Source organism: Actinomyces oricola (assembly GCF_004104015.1).
Lineage (GTDB): Bacteria > Actinomycetota > Actinomycetes > Actinomycetales > Actinomycetaceae > Actinomyces > Actinomyces oricola.
In genome coordinates, this window is sequence record NZ_RYFV01000005.1 from 1 (window position 1) to 20,217 (window position 20,217).

Annotated in this window: 20 protein-coding genes, 2 tRNA genes and 1 pseudogene; 11 read left to right on the forward strand and 12 right to left on the reverse strand. The window is 68.4% G+C overall.

Going from position 1 to position 20,217, the window contains the following annotated elements:
* The 9 genes and pseudogenes from EUC46_RS12870 to EUC46_RS03160 form a co-directional block, all read left to right on the forward strand.
* Positions 1 to 193, forward strand: a pseudogene (locus EUC46_RS12870) (ISAs1 family transposase); the annotation flags it as partial.
* Positions 194 to 525: 332 nt separating this feature from the next.
* Complete coding sequence (locus tag EUC46_RS03120) at positions 526 to 1,254, forward strand: ABC transporter ATP-binding protein (protein WP_241655359.1); 729 nt, start codon at positions 526 to 528, stop codon at positions 1,252 to 1,254.
* Positions 1,251 to 1,982 carry an ABC transporter permease gene (locus EUC46_RS03125; protein WP_128772744.1) on the forward strand — a complete coding sequence of 244 codons (732 nt, stop codon included), beginning with the start codon at positions 1,251 to 1,253 and terminating at the stop codon, positions 1,980 to 1,982. Before EUC46_RS03120 ends, EUC46_RS03125 begins: the two co-directional genes overlap by 4 nt.
* Positions 1,979 to 2,746 (forward strand): hypothetical protein, encoded by a 768-nt coding sequence (locus EUC46_RS03130; protein ID WP_128772745.1) that lies wholly within the window; start codon positions 1,979 to 1,981, stop codon positions 2,744 to 2,746. The genes EUC46_RS03125 and EUC46_RS03130 overlap by 4 nt, the downstream gene beginning before the upstream one ends.
* Positions 2,747 to 3,039: 293 nt before the next feature.
* Positions 3,040 to 3,270 (forward strand): hypothetical protein, encoded by a 231-nt coding sequence (locus EUC46_RS03135; RefSeq protein WP_128772746.1) that lies wholly within the window; start codon positions 3,040 to 3,042, stop codon positions 3,268 to 3,270.
* 6 nt (positions 3,271 to 3,276) lie between these two features.
* Entirely contained in the window at positions 3,277 to 3,549 is a 273-nt protein-coding gene (locus tag EUC46_RS03140; RefSeq protein WP_128772747.1) for a hypothetical protein, read from the forward strand.
* Complete coding sequence (locus EUC46_RS03145; RefSeq protein WP_128772748.1) at positions 3,546 to 3,731, forward strand: hypothetical protein; 186 nt, start codon at positions 3,546 to 3,548, stop codon at positions 3,729 to 3,731. Before EUC46_RS03140 ends, EUC46_RS03145 begins: the two co-directional genes overlap by 4 nt.
* A complete protein-coding gene (locus EUC46_RS03150) occupies positions 3,732 to 4,169 on the forward strand; it encodes a protein-tyrosine phosphatase family protein (RefSeq protein WP_128772749.1) in 438 nt (145 codons plus the stop codon).
* A 270-nt stretch (positions 4,170 to 4,439) separates the two neighbouring features.
* Positions 4,440 to 4,715 carry a hypothetical protein gene (locus EUC46_RS03160; RefSeq protein WP_206645877.1) on the forward strand — a complete coding sequence of 92 codons (276 nt, stop codon included), beginning with the start codon at positions 4,440 to 4,442 and terminating at the stop codon, positions 4,713 to 4,715.
* Positions 4,716 to 4,726: 11 nt separating this feature from the next.
* Here the strand turns inward: EUC46_RS03160 and EUC46_RS03165 are convergent.
* The 12 genes from EUC46_RS03165 to EUC46_RS03220 all read right to left on the reverse strand — a co-directional run bounded on the left by EUC46_RS03165 (position 4,727) and on the right by EUC46_RS03220 (position 17,068).
* Positions 4,727 to 4,799: transfer RNA gene (locus EUC46_RS03165), tRNA-Ala, on the reverse strand.
* 45 nt (positions 4,800 to 4,844) lie between these two features.
* Positions 4,845 to 4,917: transfer RNA gene (locus EUC46_RS03170), tRNA-Ala, on the reverse strand.
* A gap of 85 nt (positions 4,918 to 5,002) precedes the next feature.
* Positions 5,003 to 5,644, reverse strand: a complete 642-nt coding sequence (locus EUC46_RS03175) for a histidine phosphatase family protein (RefSeq protein WP_128772750.1) — start codon at positions 5,642 to 5,644, stop codon at positions 5,003 to 5,005.
* Between the two features lie 14 nt (positions 5,645 to 5,658).
* Positions 5,659 to 6,054, reverse strand: coding sequence for a ribosome silencing factor (gene rsfS, locus EUC46_RS03180; protein WP_128772751.1), 396 nt, complete (start codon positions 6,052 to 6,054; stop codon positions 5,659 to 5,661).
* Positions 6,055 to 6,096: 42 nt separating this feature from the next.
* Positions 6,097 to 7,704, reverse strand: coding sequence for a hypothetical protein (locus tag EUC46_RS03185; RefSeq protein WP_128772752.1), 1,608 nt, complete (start codon positions 7,702 to 7,704; stop codon positions 6,097 to 6,099).
* Positions 7,694 to 8,377 carry a nicotinate-nucleotide adenylyltransferase gene (gene nadD, locus EUC46_RS03190; protein ID WP_128772753.1) on the reverse strand — a complete coding sequence of 228 codons (684 nt, stop codon included), beginning with the start codon at positions 8,375 to 8,377 and terminating at the stop codon, positions 7,694 to 7,696. The genes EUC46_RS03185 and nadD overlap by 11 nt, the downstream gene beginning before the upstream one ends.
* A 380-nt stretch (positions 8,378 to 8,757) precedes the next feature.
* Positions 8,758 to 10,071 (reverse strand): glutamate-5-semialdehyde dehydrogenase, encoded by a 1,314-nt coding sequence (locus EUC46_RS03195; protein WP_128772754.1) that lies wholly within the window; start codon positions 10,069 to 10,071, stop codon positions 8,758 to 8,760.
* Between the two features lie 77 nt (positions 10,072 to 10,148).
* Positions 10,149 to 11,243, reverse strand: a complete 1,095-nt coding sequence (gene proB, locus EUC46_RS03200) for a glutamate 5-kinase (protein ID WP_128772854.1) — start codon at positions 11,241 to 11,243, stop codon at positions 10,149 to 10,151.
* Between the two features lie 89 nt (positions 11,244 to 11,332).
* The gene (obgE, locus tag EUC46_RS03205) at positions 11,333 to 12,907 is read right to left on the reverse strand and encodes a GTPase ObgE (protein ID WP_128772755.1); all 1,575 of its coding nucleotides are present in this window, start codon (positions 12,905 to 12,907) and stop codon (positions 11,333 to 11,335) included.
* Positions 12,908 to 13,038: 131 nt separating this feature from the next.
* Entirely contained in the window at positions 13,039 to 13,296 is a 258-nt protein-coding gene (rpmA, locus tag EUC46_RS03210) for a 50S ribosomal protein L27 (protein WP_128772756.1), read from the reverse strand.
* A 53-nt stretch (positions 13,297 to 13,349) separates the two neighbouring features.
* Positions 13,350 to 13,658 carry a 50S ribosomal protein L21 gene (rplU, locus tag EUC46_RS03215; RefSeq protein ID WP_128772757.1) on the reverse strand — a complete coding sequence of 103 codons (309 nt, stop codon included), beginning with the start codon at positions 13,656 to 13,658 and terminating at the stop codon, positions 13,350 to 13,352.
* A 221-nt stretch (positions 13,659 to 13,879) separates the two neighbouring features.
* Positions 13,880 to 17,068, reverse strand: coding sequence for an Rne/Rng family ribonuclease (locus tag EUC46_RS03220; RefSeq protein WP_128772758.1), 3,189 nt, complete (start codon positions 17,066 to 17,068; stop codon positions 13,880 to 13,882).
* Between the two features lie 462 nt (positions 17,069 to 17,530).
* On the opposite strand from EUC46_RS03220, the gene EUC46_RS03225 reads away from it, so the two are divergent.
* Together EUC46_RS03225 and cydB are read left to right on the forward strand one after the other, a co-directional pair.
* Positions 17,531 to 19,036: a cytochrome ubiquinol oxidase subunit I gene (locus EUC46_RS03225; protein ID WP_128772759.1), complete on the forward strand. Its 1,506-nt coding sequence runs from the start codon at positions 17,531 to 17,533 to the stop codon at positions 19,034 to 19,036.
* Positions 19,037 to 19,060: 24 nt separating this feature from the next.
* A complete protein-coding gene (cydB, locus tag EUC46_RS03230; protein WP_128772760.1) occupies positions 19,061 to 20,194 on the forward strand; it encodes a cytochrome d ubiquinol oxidase subunit II in 1,134 nt (377 codons plus the stop codon).
* Positions 20,195 to 20,217: the final 23 nt, after the last annotated feature.

Consider the following 20,217-nt stretch of genomic DNA (forward strand, 5'->3'; position numbering starts at 1 on the left):
GCGGGACGTCACCTTCGATGAGGACCGCCACCAGCTGCGCACCGGCAACGGACCCCACGTCATGGCCACCCTGCGCAACACCGCCATCAGCCTCATACGCCTGACCTACGGACCCCACGCATCCATAGCCGAACGACTACGACACCTCACCTACGAACCATCAGAAGCAACACGCCTGGTCACAGCACCATAGAAACAACTTTGCCGAGCCCCTGGCAGGAACGCCCAGACCAGCACACCGGCTACGAGCAGCACGAACACGGCGAGATATGCGGCGAGCACCATCGGCCGGTTGAAGGCCTCCCCGCCGGGGAGCATCGGTAGGAGGGAAAAGAGCACCGTGACGAGCGCGAACGCGGTGGGCCACGCCCACGATGTCCAGCTCGGTCGTGGCTGCTCCTCGATCGTCTCCATTGGCCCGATTGTAGGAACGCGCAACGGGAATGTCCTCATACCCGGGTCTAGTAGACCCGGGTGCGACGCGGTCGACGAAGACTGCACCGTACGGGAATGTGCTCACCGTTAATGCCTGGTGCCATTGGCATCGTGCTTACTTTTGATCATGTCACCAAGCAGCGGGGGTCGCGCACGATCCTCTTTGACATCACTTTCACCGCGAAGCCCGGTCGGGTGACCGGGTTCCTGGGCCCCAACGGTGCCGGGAAGTCCTCGACACTGCGCATCCTGCTCGGCCTCGACCACGCCACCTCCGGCACGGCTCTCGTCGACGGGAGGCCGTTCGCATCGCTGCGCGACCCATTGCGAAGTATTGGTGCGGTGCTCGACGGATCGGGGGCGCACCGCTCCCGCACCGGCCGCGCCCATCTGCGCTGGGTGGCCCGTTCTGCCGGGATCGGGAACGCGCGGGTTGAGGAGATGCTGGAACTGGTCGGCATCGCCGACGCAGCCGGTAAGCGTGTCTCGACGTATTCACTGGGGATGGGGCGCAGGCTCGGCCTCGCCGCGGCGCTACTTGGCGACCCGTCGGCACTGGTCCTCGACGAGCCGGTCAATGGCCTCGACCCCGAGGGCATCCGATGGATACGCCGACTGCTGCGCGGGCAAGCCGAACAGGGCCGCACCGTGCTGCTGTCCTCACACCTGATGGGTGAGCTCGCCGAGACCGTCGACGACGTGGTCGTCATCAACAACGGCCAGATCGTCGCCGACGGCACCCTGCCCGGCGTGATCGGTTCCCACGGCAGTCTCGAAGACGCCTTCTTCGCCCTCACCGAAGGCGAGGTCACCCGATGAGAACACTGCGCGCGGAACTGTCCAAACTCGTCACCCTCCCATTCGCCTGGCTCGGATTCATCGCCGGGCTGGTCGTGCCGGTCGGGATCACCACCATCACCAGCCTCACCACCGAGCCCGGCCCGGACACCGGATTCTCGGAGCTGGCCGTCGGCGTTCTCGGCGCGATCATCATCGGCGTGACTGCGATCGCCAGCGAATACACCTCCGAGGGCGAAGAAGCCGCCAGCAGCCGCCAGATCACCGCCACCCTCACCACGACGCCCTCACGTCTTCGTGTGCTGGCCGCGAAAACCGGCGCTGTCATCCTCGCCGTGACCGTGCTCGCGGTCGTCGCGTTCACGCTGGTGCTCACTACCGCACAAATCCTGCTCGGTGCTGATGCTCCCGCCCTCGACGGCGCCACAATGGCGCGACTCGGCGGCGCGCTCGTCTACTGGGTACTCCTGGCAGTGATCGCGCTCGGCCTGACCGTCCTGACACGTAACGGCATCATCCCGATGTCAATCCTGGTGCTGAACTCTTCGGCAGTGCCGTTCACCTATCTCGCCGCCAACAGCGGCATCACCGCAGCGAATTATCTGCCCGACTTGGCAGGGATGCGCATGTTCGTCTCCGTCCCGACCGGCATCGAGATCGCGCCGATTGTCGGTGGCGTCGTGATGGGAGCCTGGGCGCTCGCCCTGCTCGTGATCGCCGGAATCGTGTTCACCAGGAGAGACGCATGACCACCACCAGTGCAAGCACGCCGACCACGCGCAGCCCGGCTGCGACGTTCACCGCGGCAGTTCGTGCGGAGGCTCACAAACTCGGGACTCTCCCGGCAATCTGGCTGCTCTTAGTGGGCACGATCGCACTCACCGTCGGATTGTCGCTTCTGTTCGCGGCCAACAGCGGCGGAGCTGAGCTGGCCGGGATGGAACTCGACATTGCTGTCACCGCGATTCCCTGGACACAATGCGGGTTCTTCCTTCTTGGTGTCGTCGCCGCGACCTCCGAATACATCGGCGGCCAGATCCGTACCACCCTGGTCGCGATGCCGAACCGGGTCATGCAGCGTCTCGCCGCCCTCGCCGCTCTTGTGATACTCGCACTCATCGCAGGCCTCATAACGGTGAGCTGCAGCATCGTCACCATGTTCATTGCCGCGAACATTGATCTTGCAACGATCGATCCGAGCACGTTGATACGGGTAGTGGTCAACGCTTCGGTGTATTTGACGCTCATGAGCGCGCTCAGTTCCGCGCTCGGATTCCTCATCCGAAAAGCGATTCCCACTGCCGCGATCCTGTTGGTCTACCTGTTGATCGTCAGCCCTCTCTTGCAGGGCCAAAGCTGGTACTGGCTCCCAGACATGGCCTCCTACACCCTCTGGTTCCCCACTACGCCGGCCGATGCACCAGACGCGCCCATCGCCTGGCTCACAATCATCGCCTGGACGCTCGCATTCCTCGTTCCCTCGATCATTATCGGCAGGCGACGTGACACATAGGAAGCATCTCGGGGTACGAGTGCTGACGGCCATTGAGCAGCAAGCCGCGATCCGCGACCCAGAAGTACGGCAGCCCGCCATCGCACGACAGCGAGCCATTGAAACAGGAACCCGAACCGGACAGGCGATGGTTTGAACGACGGCCAACTGGTGGACGCTATGCGAACAGCCCGCGCGCAGGGTGGGAGCGTGAACGCGCTGGTGCGCCGGTTCGGGGTTCACCGGGACACGGTGTGGGTGAAGACGCGGTGACGCTTAGTAAGTTCTCTTGCGGCAAGTAAACTTGTGACACGGTGCCGGAGCCGACCATCCTCGGCAGTGCCTACCGGCACGGCGTCTCGGATGCGGCGATGCTCCATGCGCTCCGTTTCCCTGTCCGCCATTTCGTGCAAGACGACTCGATGACGATGTTCATCGGCCCCGATGAGACCGGCACCCTCGTAGAGGTTGGTGTGATCGAGTGGCATGGTGTCATCGCCATCGCTCACGCCATGCGCCCGGCCCGAGCCAAGTATCTGAGGTGAACCACCATGACTCGACGCTCCATTGAAGACATCAAGGCTCGTGCCGACGAGTTCGCCGACGCTTTCGAGAACTACGACCCGAAGCCCGGCGATCAGGACGCGCCCCTGTCGCCCGCGATGGCGGTCAAGCTTGCCGCGTGGCGACGCGACGCCGCCGAGAAAGAGCTTGCTGAAGCCGTGCGCGCTGCGCGTGAGCAGAGCCTGTCGTGGCGCGAGGTGGGCGAGGCGATCGGTACCAGCGGTGAAGCCGCCCGGCAACGTTATGGCGCGTCGGCATGACCGGCGGCTCGGTCATGCGTCGGATCAATGGTGAGAGGTTCGGGCGGTGGAGCCTCGGCCTCGACGCCTGCTACTGCACGGTGCTGATCGTTCTCGCGGTCGTGACGGTGGCGATCGACATTGCCCTGTTCGCGACGAGCCAGGCGGTTGCGCTGCAAACGCTCCCTGCCAGGGTAACGTAGATGAGCACCTGGGAGGCGGGCCAGGGCGTCGTGGAACTCCCCGACGGTCGGCGCATCCGGGGTCGAGGGCTGCGCAAGAACTCACTCGGGAGCGTCGAACCGGAGTTCGGCATCTACCTGCTCGGTCGTGACCCGAACATCGTGGACTGGCCCTCGCGCTGGGTACGCTGGCGTGACTTCCGGCTACCGGACTCCACCGACGAGGCGGTGGCCGCGTTGCGAGAGGCGCACCAGCGCGCAGCGTCCGAACGTGTAGAGGTCGCCTGTAGCGGCGGCATCGGGCGCACAGGAACTGCGTTGGCGGTTCTCGCCGTGCTCAGCAGCGTCGCCCCTGACGACGCGGTGACTTGGGTGCGAGAGCACTATCACCGGCGAGCAGTCGAGACTCGCGCGCAACGGCACTGGATCGCCGAGGCCGCTACATCGTTGAGCATGTAATTGAGCGTGTAACACGGTCTGCCCGGTCGCGCTCGATGGCCTCGATGAACTGCGCTCGTGCATCGGCCGTGCCCTCAGCGACGACATGCAACGTGTTCCTCTCACGGCCTCGGGTCATACCGACATGCATCGCCGCGCCGTCCATTTGCTGGCCAAGAACGGTGTGCGAGGCGGGCACGGTCACACCCTGCACCCCCTAGGCAGTCACGGCATAGGACAGGTGGGGGCGTTCGTCTCGGATACGGTCGTTCAGCCGCGAGGCGTGACCATATGCGGTCGGAGTTCCACCACCAGCCGTGGGCGTGGACGAAGGACTCACGCAGAAAGGTCGCCCAGGGCGGAACGCCGATGCGAGCCCCGATCGGCTACCTCAACGTCCGCAAGACCAATGAGCAGGGCCGCGAGATACGCACCGTCGAGGTCGACCTTGAACGCGCCCCGCTGATCCGGTGGGCGTTCCAGCAATACGCGACCGGGGAAACCTCGGTCGCGGGCCTGTTGCGCGACTTGACCGCGCGAGGGTACGCATGTCACGTGTTCCCTTAAGGCACTTTGGGTGGAGCTAGGGGGATTCGAACCCCCGACCTCTTCCATGCCATGGAAGCGCGCTACCAACTGCGCCATAGCCCCGCGACGGGTGACCGCGCCCAGGCTCGCGCCGTCTGGTGCGGGTCGTGGAGCTAGGGGGATTCGAACCCCCGACCTCTTCCATGCCATGGAAGCGCGCTACCAACTGCGCCATAGCCCCGTCTTTCGGGCGCCGCCCGCGGGCGACGCGGATAACTCTAGGGAGGACTTCCCCCGGGAGGCAAATCTGTCAGCCGTGCGCTACCTCACCACAAGATCCGCCCCAGGGGCGAGGGCTCCACCGGCGGCCCGTCGTTCCAGGTCACTAGCATCCAGCCCGGCGGGCGGCGCCCGGAGCGCAGCACCCCGTGGTGGCAGTTGCTCATGCCCCGCAGCCCCGACCAGCTGGCGGCGTCCAGCCCCAGCAAGTGCGTGGCCCCCAAGCTGAGGGCCGCCCCGTGTGAGACCACCACGACAACATCGTCGCTTCCGGCATCCTCTGCCAGACGCCGCAGCGCCTCCCCCACCCGCGCGGCGGCACCGGCACGGGTCTCAACACCGACGCCCTGGGGGTCTCCCGTGGTCCGCCAGTCGGCAAACTGTCTGGGCCAGTCCTTGGCTATCTGTTCGCTGGTCAGGCCCTCCCAGTCCCCGAAGGACTTCTCCACCAGGTCCGCCTCCACCATGACGTCCAGCTCAAGGGTTTCCGCCAGGGTTTCGGCGGTGGCGCGCGCGCGCTGCAATGGTGAGGAAACAATCCTGCTCGGATTGAGGGCGGCAAGACCGTCGACGGCGGCCCGCGCCTGTGCCAACCCGGTCTCGTTAAGGGGGATATCGACGCGCCCTTGGATGCGCCCATCGAGGTTGTAGTCAGTCTGGCCGTGGCGCCACAGCACCAGGTCTGTCACGGTTCGGGGCCTCCTCAGGGCTGCTCGGGCGCCCTGGCGGCGATCTCGGCCAGGTCTGCGGGCAACTCAACCAGGGGGCAGTCCTTCCACAACCGCTCCAGGGCGTAGAACTCCCGGTCCTCGTCCTGCAGGATGTGCACCACAATGTCGGAGTAATCGAGCAGCACCCACCGGGCCTCCTCAAAACCCTCCCTCAACTCGCGCCTGGCGCCCGCCTTGCGCATGGCCTCGTCAATAGCGTCGGCGATGGCCCGCACCTGCCGGTCATTGCGCCCCGAGGCCACGAGGAAGACATCGGTGAGCCCCAGACGCTCGGAGACGTCGATCGCGGTCATCTCCTGGGCCTTCTTCTCCGCAGCGGCACGGGCGGCGGCCAGAGTCAAGGCGACGGCGTAATCGGTGGCTGGCACTGGGCTCCTCAGGTGAGTGCGTAACTGAGATGAGGATAGCGCTCAGGGCAATGGCTGGGGCCACCAATCAGGAACGTCTTGGGCGCCCAGCGCACCATTGTTGCCCTGCGAGGACAGGACCCATATTAGGGTCGCGGCGACAAGCACCACGACGAGCACCAGCAGGGCGATCAGGAGGATGCGCCCCAGACGCGAACTCCGCTTCGCGGGGGTGGGCGGTGCCGACGGGGCTGTGGCCACCTTGACCTCGCTCCAGGCGGCAGCGGTGTGCTCCTCAATCTCCGGCAGGGACAGGCCTCCCGGAGCCTGCTGGGCCGTCTCGGGCTGAACCGGCTCGGCCTGGGCGGGCTGGGGCTGGGCGGGCTCGGGCACAGACCTGGGCTCAGGCGGCGTCATTGGCTCAATGGAGGCCGGCAGGGCCTCCTCGGGGCTGGCGGCCTCCCCACCTGAACCGGGGTGCAGAGCCTTCCACTGGGGGGTGTCAATGCCCTCGAAATCCTCGTCGACGGGCTGGATCTCGCTGAGCTCGCCCGTGGAGGCGTTCACCGTGCGCACGCCCTGGGCGGCGGCCGGGATCCGCACGATCGGGCGGCGCATGGGGGCCCCGTTCCCCAGATACGGCACCTTGGCAGCAGACGAACCTGAACTCGCCGAGGGCGCGGACTTCTTGGCAACCGGCTCCGGGGCGCTAGCCACCCGGGTCGGCGACTCAGGACCCGGGGCGTCGGGCTTCTCGACGGCCGGCCTCAGCCGCTGGATGCTCGTTTCCTGGGCCGCCGGCTCGGGCTCTGGGGTGGGAGCATCCTTGGCGGCAGACGGGGCCTGGGCCTCCTGGCGATCAGGCTGAGCCAACCCGGTGACAACCCGCGTGGGGTCGGCCTGTTGCGTCTCCTGGCCGCCCTCGCCCTGGGCCTGGGGAGACTCGGGTGAAGGGGATCCGGGTGAAGGGGATCCGGGTGAAGACGTCTGGTCCGGCGGTGAGGCAACCTGAGGGGACTGCTCCCGGCGCGTGTGCAGGGATCGGCGCATTGGTGCCGTGGGCGGCTCGGTGCTGGGTGGGGCGGACTGGAGCGCCAGGGAGGCGCCGCCGTCGGGCAGTTCCGCGGGGGCCATGAGGCCCGTGTCGATCAGGGTCGGGTCGGGCTCTGAGTCCTCCTCATCCTGGGATCTGGCGGGAGCGGGGGTCCACGTGGGCAGGCTCGGTGAGGGGTCTCTGCGGGGAGACGTCCAGGGCGTCGTGCTGCTCGAGGCCTGTCCGGTATCTTCTCCCGTCGTCCACCCGGAGCCGGGCGCTGAGGAGGCGGATGGGGAGCTGGAGCGGCGCCCCGTGGCCTCCGGGGCGGAGGAGGCCGTCTCCCGCCGGGATCGGGAGATGGAGGAGTCGGGGATGACCGGCTGCTCAGCGAGAGGGTCCTGAAGGGCGCGCGCCTGTTCAGCAGTGATCTCCCCGGACTCGACAGCGGCCCGCAGTGCTGCGGCCTCTTCTCGTAGGCGCCTGAGCTCGCGGCGGGTAAGTAGCGGCTGCTGGCCGGTGAGGATCGCCTCGCGCTCGGCAGCGCGTTCGGCCTTGCGGATAGCGCGACGGCTGCGGCGATGCGTGCTGCTCTTGGCGTCCTCAGTTGCCTGTGCGTCGGCGGTTTCAGTGCTCACCGTCGTTCTCCTTCCTCAGAGACTGCTCGCGCGCGACGCGGGCTGTCATAGACGTCGTCGACGCTGAGCGCTCTGCCATACGGTAGAGGCCATACTTGCGGATGTACTGCACCACGCCGTCAGGTACGAGGTACCACACCGGGGTACCTCTACTCACCCTCAAGCGGCAATCGGTTGAGGAGATCGCCATGGCAGGAACTTCCACCAGTGAGATCCTGTCCTCTGGAAGCCCGGGATCGGTCAAGGCGTGCCCAGGCCGCGTGACCCCCACCAAGTGGGCCAGGTCGAAGATCTCCTCATTGTCCTTCCAGGTCAGAATCTGAGCGAGCGCGTCCGCACCGGTGATGAAGTAGAGCTCCGCTCCAGGATACTCGGCCCGGATATCATGGAGTGTATCAATAGTATAGGTGGTTCCGCCTCGGTCAATGTCCACTCGCGAGACGGTGAAACGCGGGTTGGAGGCGGTGGCGATCACCGTCATGAGGTAGCGGTGCTCGGCTGGGGAAACGCGGCGGTTGCGCTTGAAAGGCTGCGTCCAGGTGGGGACGAAAATGACCTCGTCCAGACCGAAGACATCCTGTACCTCGCTGGCCGCCACGAGGTGCCCGTGGTGAATCGGGTCGAAGGTGCCGCCCATGATGCCAATGCGCAGCGGCGCGGGGCTCACTCTCATTGGTTGTGCTCCGCGGTGATGCTGGACGGCACAAGGGCTCCTCTGGATTGCTGCCCGATGACGGGACTCTTGACTGCTCGGGTTCCATCCTGCCACGCCGCCCAGAAGACAGGTGCGGCGCAACACCACTGTAATCACATGGCGACCTGCCGCCGGGGCGTACACGCGGGCCACCCGCAGGATCCAAAAAGGGAACGATCCGCCACCTGTCCCCGCCGGCGCGCTCCACCGTAAAGGATCGCGCAAAGGACTGCGCCGCGCCGAGGCAACTCGGGCGCCCGCCATTACGGCCTTACCGGCCGCCCTGCTCCTGCCCGGGCTGAACGGCCCCGCGTATACCCTCGTATACCCTCTCGTATACGAGTAAGAGCCGCCCCTGCTCAGGGGCGCACGTGCCCTTCACCCTCAACTATCCAGGTGGTTGTGGTCAGTTCGGCTAAGCCCATGGGGCCGCGCGCGTGGAGCTTCTGGGTGGAGATGCCCAACTCGGCCCCCAACCCCAGCTGGCCGCCGTCAGTGAAGCGGGTGGAGGCGTTGACCATGACGGCCGCCGAGTCCATGCCCGCCACGAAACGGTTAATCACACCGGCGTCCTGCGCCAGGACCGCCTCGGTGTGCCCGGAGGTGTAGGCGCGAATGTGGGCAATGGCCTCCTCCACGTCGTCGACAATGTGCACCGCCAGATCCGCTGAGCCGTACTCGGTGGCCCAGTCCTCCTCACTGGCCTCCACCAGGAGCTCCTCGCGCCCGGCCAGCACCGCCGGGGCGGTCAGGAGGTCCCGGACGAAGCTATCGGCGTGGAGGACGACGCCGCGCTCCCACAGGGCGGCGGCCGCAGCAGGCAAATAGTCGGCGGCAATAGCGCGATGAACCAGCAGAGTCTCAGCGGCATTGCACACGCCCACGCGCTGGGTCTTGGCGTTGACAATAATGTCAACGGCGGGGCGCACCTGCGCCGAGGCGTCAACGTAGACATGGCAGTTGCCCGAGCCGGTCTCGATGACGGGCACCCGCGACTCCTCCACCACCGTCCGGATAAGACCGGCGCCGCCGCGCGGAACAAGGACATCAATGAGACCACGGGCGTGCATGAGTGCCCGAGCCCCCTCACGGCCGGCCGCGTCAACGGTGCTCACCAAGTCGGCGGGGAGGTCGACGGCGTCGAGGGCCTGGCGCAGGATATCGACAATGACGGCGTTGGTGTCCTGGGCGGCGCTGCCCCCGCGCAAAATGACGGCGTTACCGGACTTAATGGTTAAGGCGGCGACATCGGCGGTGACATTGGGGCGGGCCTCGTAGATCATGCCGACCACGCCCATGGGTACACGTACGCGGCGTACGCGCAGACCGTTGGGCAGCCGCTGACCGTCAACGATCTGCCCTACCGGATCAGGCAGGGCGGCGATCTCCTCCAGGGCGATGCAGATGGCCTCAATGCGCTTGGCGCTCAGAGCGAGGCGGTCAATGAGCCCCGGCCTCATGCCGGCGGCGCGGGCACGTTCAAGGTCCAGGGCGTTAGCCGCCAGGACGGATGAGGCCTTGACCCGCAGGTGGGCGGCCATAGTGCGTAGGGCGGCGTCCTTGTGCTCACGGGTGGCCTCAGCCAGGCGGCGCTGGGCCTGGCGCGCAGCGTGGGCGGTGGTCGTGATCAAGGCGGCGGCGTCGGGGGCGTCAGGTGCGGTAGTCTCCGTCATGGCCCCAACCATACGGCGACCTCGGAGACTCCCGTGTATGCGCCGGATAGTGGCTGTGCCCGCGGCCGGCGGGATCCCTACGCTCCAGCGGTGCGGGGCAACTCGGCCAGGTCGTCGCGGTGGACCACGGGCGCCACGTGGTCGGGCATAGGGGCGCCACTGCGGCGGGCCGCCAGCACTTCCTCGATCTCACTGGCCGCGTAGCGGCAGATGCCGCGGGCCAGCGTCCGCTCGGGTCCGACCACCTCCACCACGGAGCCGGACTCGAAGTCGCCGTCAACCCCGGTGACGCCGGGCAACAGCAGCGACTTCTTGCCCGCCGTCACCGCGTGAGCCGCCCCGGCGTCAACCATGACCCGCCCCTCGGGGATCGAGGCGTGAGCCATCCACAGGCGGCGGCTGGAGCGGTGCGGACCGGTCGGCTCGAACCAGGTGCCCAGGTCCCTGGGGATTTTGGGGGACCCCAGCAGGGCGGGGGCGTCGTCGGCGTCGGCGATAATAGTGGCCGTCCCCGAGGCGCAGGCGATAGAGGCGGCCTGGACCTTCGTGGTCATGCCGCCCGTGCCCAGGGCCGTGCCCCGCCCGGAGACGTCCACGCCCTCAAGATCCTGGGCGCCGCGCACGTAGCGCACGGGCCGGGCGCCCGGGGTCCCGGGGCGAGCAGTCCACATACCATCCACGTCGGTGAACAGCACGAGGGCGTCGGCCGTCACCAGGTGAGCTACCAGCGCCGCCAGGTGGTCGTTGTCCCCAAGATTGAACTCGGTGGTCGCCACGGCGTCGTTCTCGTTGACCACGGGCACCGCCCCCATGGACAGCAGTGCGTCGAAGGTGGCGCGCACGGTGCGGTAGTGGCGTCGTACGGCGACGTCCTGGACAGTCAGGAGCACCTGGGCGGTGACCACCCCGTAGGCGCTCATTGCCGTCTGCCAGCGCGAAACCAGGTGCCCCTGCCCCACGGAGGCGGCGGCCTGAAGCAGCCGCAGCTCACCCGGGCGCTCTTCCAGTCCCAGGGGGGCCAGGCCCGCCGCCACCGCGCCGGAGGAGACCAGGACGACGTCGTGGCCCCGGCGGCGCAACCCGGCAATGAGACGGGCCAAGATGTCAATGCGGTTGAGGTTAAGACCGCCATCCTCGCGGGTCAGGGAGGATGAACCGACCTTGAGGACCACCCGCGCCCTCTCCGGCAGCGCCACGGGGCGCCCAGCGCGGTCGGCCCCCTCCCCCGCCGCGACGCCCTGGTCGCGGGCGCGGACCCCACTCACTGATCCCCCTCATCCCAGGCGGTGGCATCAGTCCACAGCCCCTCGGCCGCCTCCTCGCGCAGCTCGGCGCGGGCCGCCTCCTTGGCGTCCATTAAGCGGTGGTACTGCTCACGGCGTTGAACGTTGGTGCGCCGCAGGCGGGGGTCAATGCGCAGGTCGGTTCCGCGGGCCCCCAGCAACTCGGGGCCAGTGGACATGGTCGGCTCCCAGGTGAACAAGACCCCGCCGTCGGCCTCCCCAATGAGGACCAGGTCCCCGCCCTGCGCACCGGCCTTGACCAGTTCATCCTCAACGCCACCGGCAGCCAGGCGGTCGGCCAGGTAGCCGACCGCCTCGTCATTGGAGAAGTCGGTCTGGAGCACCCAGCGCTCAGGCTTGTCGCCGCGGACCTGGTAGACCCGCCCCTCGCGGGGATGGTCAATGGGACGCACCGTGGCCACTGGAGCCTCGTCCTTGCGGCCCACCGCCGCCGGGCGAATGACGGGGCGGGCCTCCTGATCGACCTCGGGGGCCGGGGCGCTCAGGCGGGCCTGATTCACGTAGGAGGCCAGGGCGAAGGACAAAGGGCGCAAACCGGTGTGAGCGACGGCGGAGACCGCGAACACCGGCACGTTCCGGGCCTGAAGGTCCTCGGTGACGAAGTCGGCGAGCTCAGCGGCCTCGGGCACGTCCACCTTATTTAGCACCACAACGCGAGGGCGATCCATGAGCGGGACGCGCCCGGTCAGGTGCGGATCGGCCTCCTGAGCCCCCAGGCGCCCGGCATAGGCGGCCAGCTCGGCCTCAATGGTGTCGAAGTCGCTTAACGGGTCGCGTCCCGGCTCCAGGGTGGCGCAGTCCAGGACGTGGACGATCACCGCACAGCGCTCAATGTGGCGCAGGAACTCCAGGCCCAGGCCCTTGCCCCGGCTGGCCCCGGGGATGAGACCGGGCACGTCGGCCACCGTGTAGCGGGTCTCCCCCGCCTCAACCACCCCGAGGTTGGGCACCAACGTGGTGAAGGGGTAATCGGCGATCTTGGGGCGGGCCGCACTCATGGCGGCAATGAGAGAGGACTTGCCGGCACTGGGGTATCCCACCAGGGCCACGTCGGCAATGGTCTTGATCTCCAGGGTCACCTCGCACCGCTGGCCGGGCTCACCCAGGAGGTGGAAACCGGGCGCCTTGCGCCTGGAGGAGGCCAGGGAGAAGTTGCCGCGCCCACCGGTGCCGCCCCTGGCAACCACAACGCTGCTGCCCTCCCCCACGAGGTCGGCAATGACATTGCCGGCCGCGTCCTTGACCACCGTGCCCTCGGGCACTGGCAGGACCAGGTCCTTGCCGTCCACGCCGCGGCGCCAGTTGCCCATGCCGGGGGTGCCGTTGGGGGCGCTGCGGTGCGGGGAGCGGTGGTAACTCAGCAGCGTGGTGACCCTGGGGTCCACGTTCAACACGACATTGCCGCCGTGGCCGCCGTCGCCGCCGTCGGGCCCGGCCAAGGGCTTGAATTTCTCGCGATGGATTGAGGTGCAGCCGTGGCCGCCGTCACCACCGGCCACGTGGAGGACCACTCGATCGATGAAGCTGGGCATGGGGACTCTCCTGTGCTGGATGTAGGCGGGCGCACCGTGTCGGATAGCCCCCCAGGGCCGGGTCGCCGGTACGGCGCGAGGGCGGACGGCCGAAGCCGTTCGCCCTCGCGAATGCCGTGGGTGTGGGAGGCTCAGGCCTCGGAGAGCACGACGTTGACGACCCTGCGGCCGCGGTGGGTGCCGAACTCGACGTTGCCGGCGGCGGTGGCGAACAGGGTGTCGTCCTTGCCGAGGCCGACGTTGCGGCCGGGGTGGAAGCGGGTGCCGCGCTGGCGGACAATGATCTCACCGGCCTTGACGAACTGGCCGCCGTAGCGCTTAACGCCCAGGCGCTGGGCGTTCGAGTCACGGCCGTTGCGGGAAGAACCAAGACCCTTCTTGTGTGCCATGTCGGGCTTCTCTCTCTTTCAGGCTTTCTGCGTTCAGGATGCCGCAGCGAATGTCACTTAATGGCGGTGACCTTGATGGCCGTGAGCTGGGCGCGGTGGCCCTGGCGCTTGCGGAAGCCCGTCTTGTTCTTGAACTTGAGAATGTTGATCTTGGGGCCCTTCTCATCGCCGACGATCTCGGCGGTGACGGAGGCCTTGGCCAGGTCGGCAGCGGCGGTGGTCACTGTGTCGCCGTCCACCAGCATGACGGGGGCGAGGGTGACCTCGTCACCGATCTCGCCGGCAAGCTTGTCGACAACCACGACGTCGCCGACGGAGACCTTCTCCTGACGGCCGCCGGCCTTGACGATCGCGTAGACCACTTGATGCTCATCTCTGTCGAATCTTCGGACCGCGACTCCGGCGGGGCAGCCGGCCCCGCCCCAGGAGGCGGTCTCCCGGGCAATGGTGCAAGACGCACCGACTGACAACTGTATGCGATGCGACTGGAGCGGTCCAAGCCGCACAGAAGCCGCAGGGCTGTGGTCTTTGGCACGGCTTAGGGCGCGGCTCGGCCCCGGGTCGTGGGCGGCCAGAGTCGGGGTTAGGAAGGGGCCGGGGCGTCCTTGTGGGCGTTCTCGGCGGCCGCCGCAATCTGGGCCAGGGCGCCGCGCACGGCGGCACGAGCAGCATGGCCCCTGCCGGCGGGCTCGTCATCCTCGCCGGCCTCCTGGCTCGCGTCCCGGCCGCTGCCCTTGGCGGCCTCCTGGCTCTTGCGGCCGCGCCCCCGGCTCGGGCCGCGCGAGGCGGAAGCGGACAGGTCCGCGCCCTGGTTCTCCACCGGCGCGTCGTGGAGGATGAAGCCCCGCCCGCCACAGCACTCGCAGGGCGTGGAGAAGGCCTCCACCAGCCCCTGACCCACGCGTTTGCGGGTCATCTGCACCAGGCCCAGGGAGGTGACCTCCGTGACCTGGTGCCGGGTGCGATCCCGGCCCAGGCACTCCACGAGCCGGCGCAGCACGAGGTCGCGGTTGGACTCCAGAACCATGTCCACGAAATCAATGACGACCATGCCGCCTATGTCGCGCAGGCGCAGCTGACGCACAATCTCCTCGGCGGCCTCAAGATTGTTGCGGGTGACCGTCTCCTCCAAGGTGCCGCCGGCCCCGGTGAAACGGCCGGTGTTGACGTCGATGACCGTCATAGCCTCGGTGCGGTCGATAATGAGCGTGCCACCACTGGGCAGCCACACTTTGCGGTCAAAGCCCTTGGCAAGCTGCTCGTCCACGCGATGGGCAGCGAAAACATCCTCGGGACCGACCCAATGCTCCAGGCGGCCGGCCAGGTCGGGGCTGAGTTCGGTGACGTAGTCGGAGATCGTCTTCCACGCCCCGGCCCCGGAGACCACCAACTTGCGGAAGTCCTCATTGAAGACGTCGCGCACCACGCGCACGGCCAACTCGGGCTCGCCCTTGAGCAGGACGGGGGCCTTGCCCGAGCCCTTCATAACCTGGGTGGACTTCTTGTCAATCGCCTCCCACTGCTTGGCCAGGCGCGCGACGTCGGCGGCCAACTGCTCCTCGCTGGCGCCTTCGGCGGCGGTGCGCACAATGACGCCGGCGAAATCGGGAACAACCTTCTTAAGAATCTTCTTCAGGCGCGCCCGCTCGGTGTCGGGAAGCTTGCGGGAGATGCCGGTCATGGTGCCGCCGGGCACGAGCACCAGGTAGCGCCCGGCCAGGGTGATCTGGCTGGTTAGGCGGGCGCCCTTGTGACCAATGGGGTCCTTAGTGACCTGGACCAGGACGGTGTCCCCGCTTTTGAGGGCGTCCTCAATGCGGCGAGGTTTTCCCTCCATGCCGGCGGCATCCCAGTTGACCTCCCCGGCGTAGAGGACGGCGTTGCGGCCCTTGCCCAGGTCCACGAAAGCCGCCTCCATAGAGGGCAGGACGTTCTGGACGCGGCCAATATAGACGTTGCCGACCATGGAGGTCTGCGTATGGCGGGCCACATAGTGCTCGACCAGGAGCCCGTCCTCCAGGACGGCGATCTGGTTAAGGCCGTCCTGCTCGCGCACGATCATCTGGCGGTCCACGCTCTCACGGCGGGCCAGGAACTCGGCCTCAGTGACAATGGGGCGGCGCCGGCCCGCGGCCCGGCCCTCGCGGCGGCGCTGGCGCTTGGCCTCCAGGCGGGTGGACCCCTTCAGGGCGGTGACTTCGTCGCGCACGTCGCGCTCAGCCTCGGTGCGGGAGCGCGAGCGGCGGCGTCGGCGGCGTGAGGAGCCGGGCTCCTCCTCCGGCTGCTCCTCGGCCGCCTCCTCTCCGGCCTCGGTGTCGACCGGGGTCGCCTCGGCGGAGTCGGTGCGGGAGCGCGAGCGGCGGCCGCGGCCTCCGCGGCGGCGCTTACGCCGACCGGTGGCGCCCTCCTGCGCCTCGGTCTGGGGTTGGGCGGCCTCCTGCTCGCCGTCCTCGACCTTCTCCTGAGCCTTCTCCTGGTCCTGGTCCTCGGCCGGGGGGTGCGCCGGCGGCTCCTGCTCAACGTGCTCGGGGGTGGAGGGGGCCGCGGTGGCCTTGCGGCGGCGTCTGCGGCTTCGGGCGGGCGTGCCCTCGGCTCCCCCCTGCTCCTCGGCCGCCTGAGGGCCCGGCTGGGCGTCCAACTCGGGCAGGGGGCTCTGCTCGGCGGCGGGGGCCGTGGCCGGGGCGGTGGCCGCGGCCACAACCCGGCGACGACGACGGGCGCGGCTCGGATCGGGCGTCTGGAACAGGAGGGAGGCGGCAGGCAGGCGGGGCGCCTCCTGCGCGGGTTCCTCCTCGGCGGCCGGGTCCTGGGAGTCGCCCTGCGCCTCAGTCCCCTCGGCGGAGTCGTCGGCATCGCCGGCGGCGGGGTCCGAGGCGGCCGGGCCGGCGTTAGTGGGCGCCGGCGCTTCCTGGTCGCTCGCCCGGGTGCTCTCCGCGCCCTGGCCGGGCGCCCGCTGCCCGGACGGGGCCAAGGCCGGCTGCTCGGCGGCGGGGGCCGTGGCCGGGGCGGTGGCCGCGGCCACAACCCGGCGGCGACGACGGCGCGACGGGGCCCGCTGCTCCTCCGCCTCTGAGGGCTCCGGCTGGGAGGGCTCCGGCTGGGGGGCGGCCGGGCCGCTCAGAGCCGAGGCGCGCCTCTGCTCGGACTCCCCCTCGGCCGGGGAGGACTCGGGCAGGTGCGTCAAGACGGGCTGGACCGCCTCTGGCGCCGCCTGGGGAGTAACCGCCGCCGTCGTCACCCTTCGCCGGCGACGCGTCGACTCCTGTGGCCGGTCGGGGCCGGCCGGGACGGGGAAGTTCCCCTCCTCGGCGAAGGTTCCCTGGATGGGCTTGTCACCAGCGGGGGCACCGCCACTGGACTCACCGGGCTCCCGGGCGTCTTGGGAGGGGCTCTCCTCGGGCGGGGCCCCTCCATCCGGGGAGGCGGAGTCCTTCTGGTCTTCAGGCCCGCCGGCGCCCTCATCCAGGGCGCCGTCGTCCCGGGCACCGTCGTCCCCGAGGCTCTTCTTCTCGGCGCTGGCGTCCTCGGCGCCCTCAGCGGCCCCCTCGTCCTGGGAGGGCTGCGGGGAGGCGGGGGCCTCGTCGGCCTCCTCGCCGGGCCGCTGGCCGTCAGGGGCCCCCTGATCGCCGGCGGCGAAGTCGTGCCGATCGTTGTGCTGATCGTGGTCAAGGGTTGTGGTGGCGTCGTCACGGCGTTCAAGGTGCTGAGGACTCTGGTCCCTGGGCTCCTCGGGGGCGCCTTGGGCCGACTCAGTTGTGTTTTCGCTGGTCATGCGCGTTGCACTCTCCGGGCACCGCGAACGCCGTCGTACCACGGCTCCGCAGCGCGGTTGCGGCTCCCTGTCCGGGAGCGGAAAAGTCTGTGTATGCGCCTTGCGGCGCCCCCTCGGGCACCACCCGCTCGAACCGGGATTGCGGCGGCGCTTCCAAGGCGGCGCAAGTCTCCCGGACGGGGCGGTCGTCGAGGTTCGGGAACCGAATGCCGGTACGGGGCAACCGGGACCCCTGGGAGTATATGTCACACGAGGGCGGCCACCTGCATGCGAGCACCCCGGGAGCGGGCCGCGCCGTCGGCGCCAGTGCCGCCGGACGGCTCAGTGGCGCAAGTGGAAGGCGGCGGAGCACCCCTTTGACGACAGACTGTCACACTCTCCGCTACAATCTACCTATCCCCCCATGGCCACACCCATGGAATCTCTTATGTTTCTTATCGTTGCTCTTGAAAGGTGACGCTGGTGGTCACCACTCCCTTGGAACTGGACTCCCTCGACCTGGCTCGCTGGCAGTTCGGTATCACGACCGTCTACCACTTCATCCTGGTGCCCTTGACCATTGGGCTCTCACCCCTGGTCGCCCTCATGGAAACCCTCTGGCTGCGGACCGGCAAGGAGCATTGGCGCACCGCCACGAAGTTCTTCGGCAAGATCCTTCTCATTAACTTCGCGCTGGGCATGGCCACCGGCATTGTCCAGGAGTTCCAGTTCGGCATGAACTGGTCGGAGTACTCCCGCTACGTCGGCAATATCTTCGGTGCCCCGCTGGCCTTCGAGGCGCTCCTGGCCTTCTTCCTGGAATCCACCTTCCTGGGCCTGTGGATCTTCGGCTGGGACCGTCTGAGCCCCGTGCTCCACAACCTCACAATCTGGTGCGTGGCCGCGGGCACCAATATCTCCGCGCTGTTCATCCTGGCCGCCAACTCCTGGATGCAGCACCCGGTGGGCGCCGTCGTCAATCCCCAGACCGGCCGCGCCGAGCTCGACGGCGTCACGGGCTTCTTCGAGGTCCTGGGCAACCCGCTGCTGTGGACGACCCTGGCCCACGTCATCGCCACCTCCTTCCTGGTCGCCGGCGCGGTCATCCTGGGCGTGTCCGTGTGGTGGATGACCAAGGCGGCCCGCGCCGACCAGGACTTCGAAGCTCGCGAGCTGTGGCGCCGCTTCACCCGCTTCGGGGCGGTCACCATGGTGGCCGCCGGCCTGCTGACCGCCGGCACCGGCCACGCCCAGGGCCAACTCGTCGTCCAGGAGCAGCCCGCCAAGATGGCCGCCGCTGAAGCCCTGTGCCACACCGAGTCCGCGGCCCCGTTCACCGTTGCCGCCTTCGGCGACTGCCAGGGCGAGGGCCCCACGCGCATCATTGAGGTGCCCGGGGTCTACTCCTTTATGGCCACCAACGACCCCAGCGCCGAGGTTATGGGCTTAGAGGACGCCCAAACCATGTATGAGGAGCGCTACGGGGCCACTGACGCCCAGGGCGACCCGGTGGACTACACCCCCGACGTCATGACCACCTTCTGGTCCTTCCGCCTCATGATCGGCCTGGGCATGCTCTCCTCGGCCCTGGGCGCCCTCGCCCTATGGCTGACCCGCAAGGGCCGGCTCATTACCTCCAGCCGCATTGGGGTCCTGGCCCTGTGGAGCACCTGCCTGCCCTTCCTCGGCGCCACCTTCGGGTGGATCTTCACTGAGATCGGCCGCCAGCCCTGGGTGATCGCCCCGAACCTGGCAGACCCGGTCTCCCAGGTCTACATGCGCACCGCTGACGGGGTGTCCACAGTGGTCTCCGCCGGTACCGTCCTGACCTCCATGATCATCTTCACCCTCCTGTACGCCGCCCTGGGCGCGGTGTGGTTCATGCTGATCCGGCGCTACGTCCGCGAGGGCGTGCGCACCCCCGTGGCAGGCTCCAAGGAGTCGGCCACGAACGGCGCCGCCGTGCCCGCCCTGTCCTTCGAGTACTGAGCCCGAAGAAGAAAGACCACCACCATGACGCTGTCCATCCTCTGGTTCATTCTCATCGCCGTCCTGTGGATCGGCTACCTGGCCCTTGAGGGCTTCGATTTCGGCGTGGGCATGCTGCTGAAGATCCTGGGCCGTGACGAGCGCGAACGCCGCGCCCTCATTGGAACCATCGGCCCCCACTGGGACGGCAACGAGGTGTGGCTGCTGACCGCCGGCGGCGCCACCTTCGCCGCCTTCCCCGAGTGGTACGGCACGCTCTTCTCGGGCGCCTACCTGGCGCTCTTCGTCATTCTGCTGTGCCTGATCGTGCGCATTTGCGCCCTGGAGTGGCGCTCGAAGATCAATTCCCAACTCTGGCGCGACCGCTGGGATTGGGCCCACACCATCTGCGCCTGGGTGCCCTCAGTCCTGTGGGGCGTCGCCTTCGCCAACCTTGTTCAGGGCATGCGCATCGAGGTGGTGCAGACCGCCACCGGTGAGGTGGTCCCGCCCGCCTCGGTCCCCGCCGACACCCTCCTGCCCGGCGCCTCGCACCAGCTCACCGGCGGCTTCCTCAGCCTGCTGACTCCCTTCACCCTGCTGGGCGGCGTGGTCACCTGCCTGCTCTTCATCACCCACGGCGCCCTGTTCATTGCGCTCAAGACCGCTGGTGGGCTCTCGCAGCGGGCCCTGGGGCTGGCCCGCAAGTCGGCCCCGGCCTCCACCGCGGCGACCGCCGTATGGGCCCTGTGGGCGCAATTGGCCTACTCCCCCAACGTCTTGTCCTGGCTGCCGCTGGCGGTGGCAGCGCTGTCCCTGGTCGCCTCCCTGGCGGCCGGCCGCGCCGGGCGCCAGGGCCTGGCCTTCGCCCTGCACTTCGGTGCGATCGCCTTCGCGGTGGTGTTCATCTTCGCGGCCATCGCCCCCGACGTCATGCGCTCGAGCATAAGCCCGGCCTACTCGCTGACCATCACCCAGGCGGCCAGCGCCGACACCACTTTGCTCATTATGACCGTGGCCGCCGTCGTGTTCGTGCCGGTGGTGCTCGTCTACACCATCTGGGGTTACCGGGTCTTCTCCGCACGCATCCACGCCGAGGCGATTAACCCGCATGAGGGCGGCCTGCACCCCACTAAAGTGCGCGACTCCTCCCAGCCCGAGGCGGTCATCGGCTACTGACCCCTCTCCCGCCCCGAGCCCGC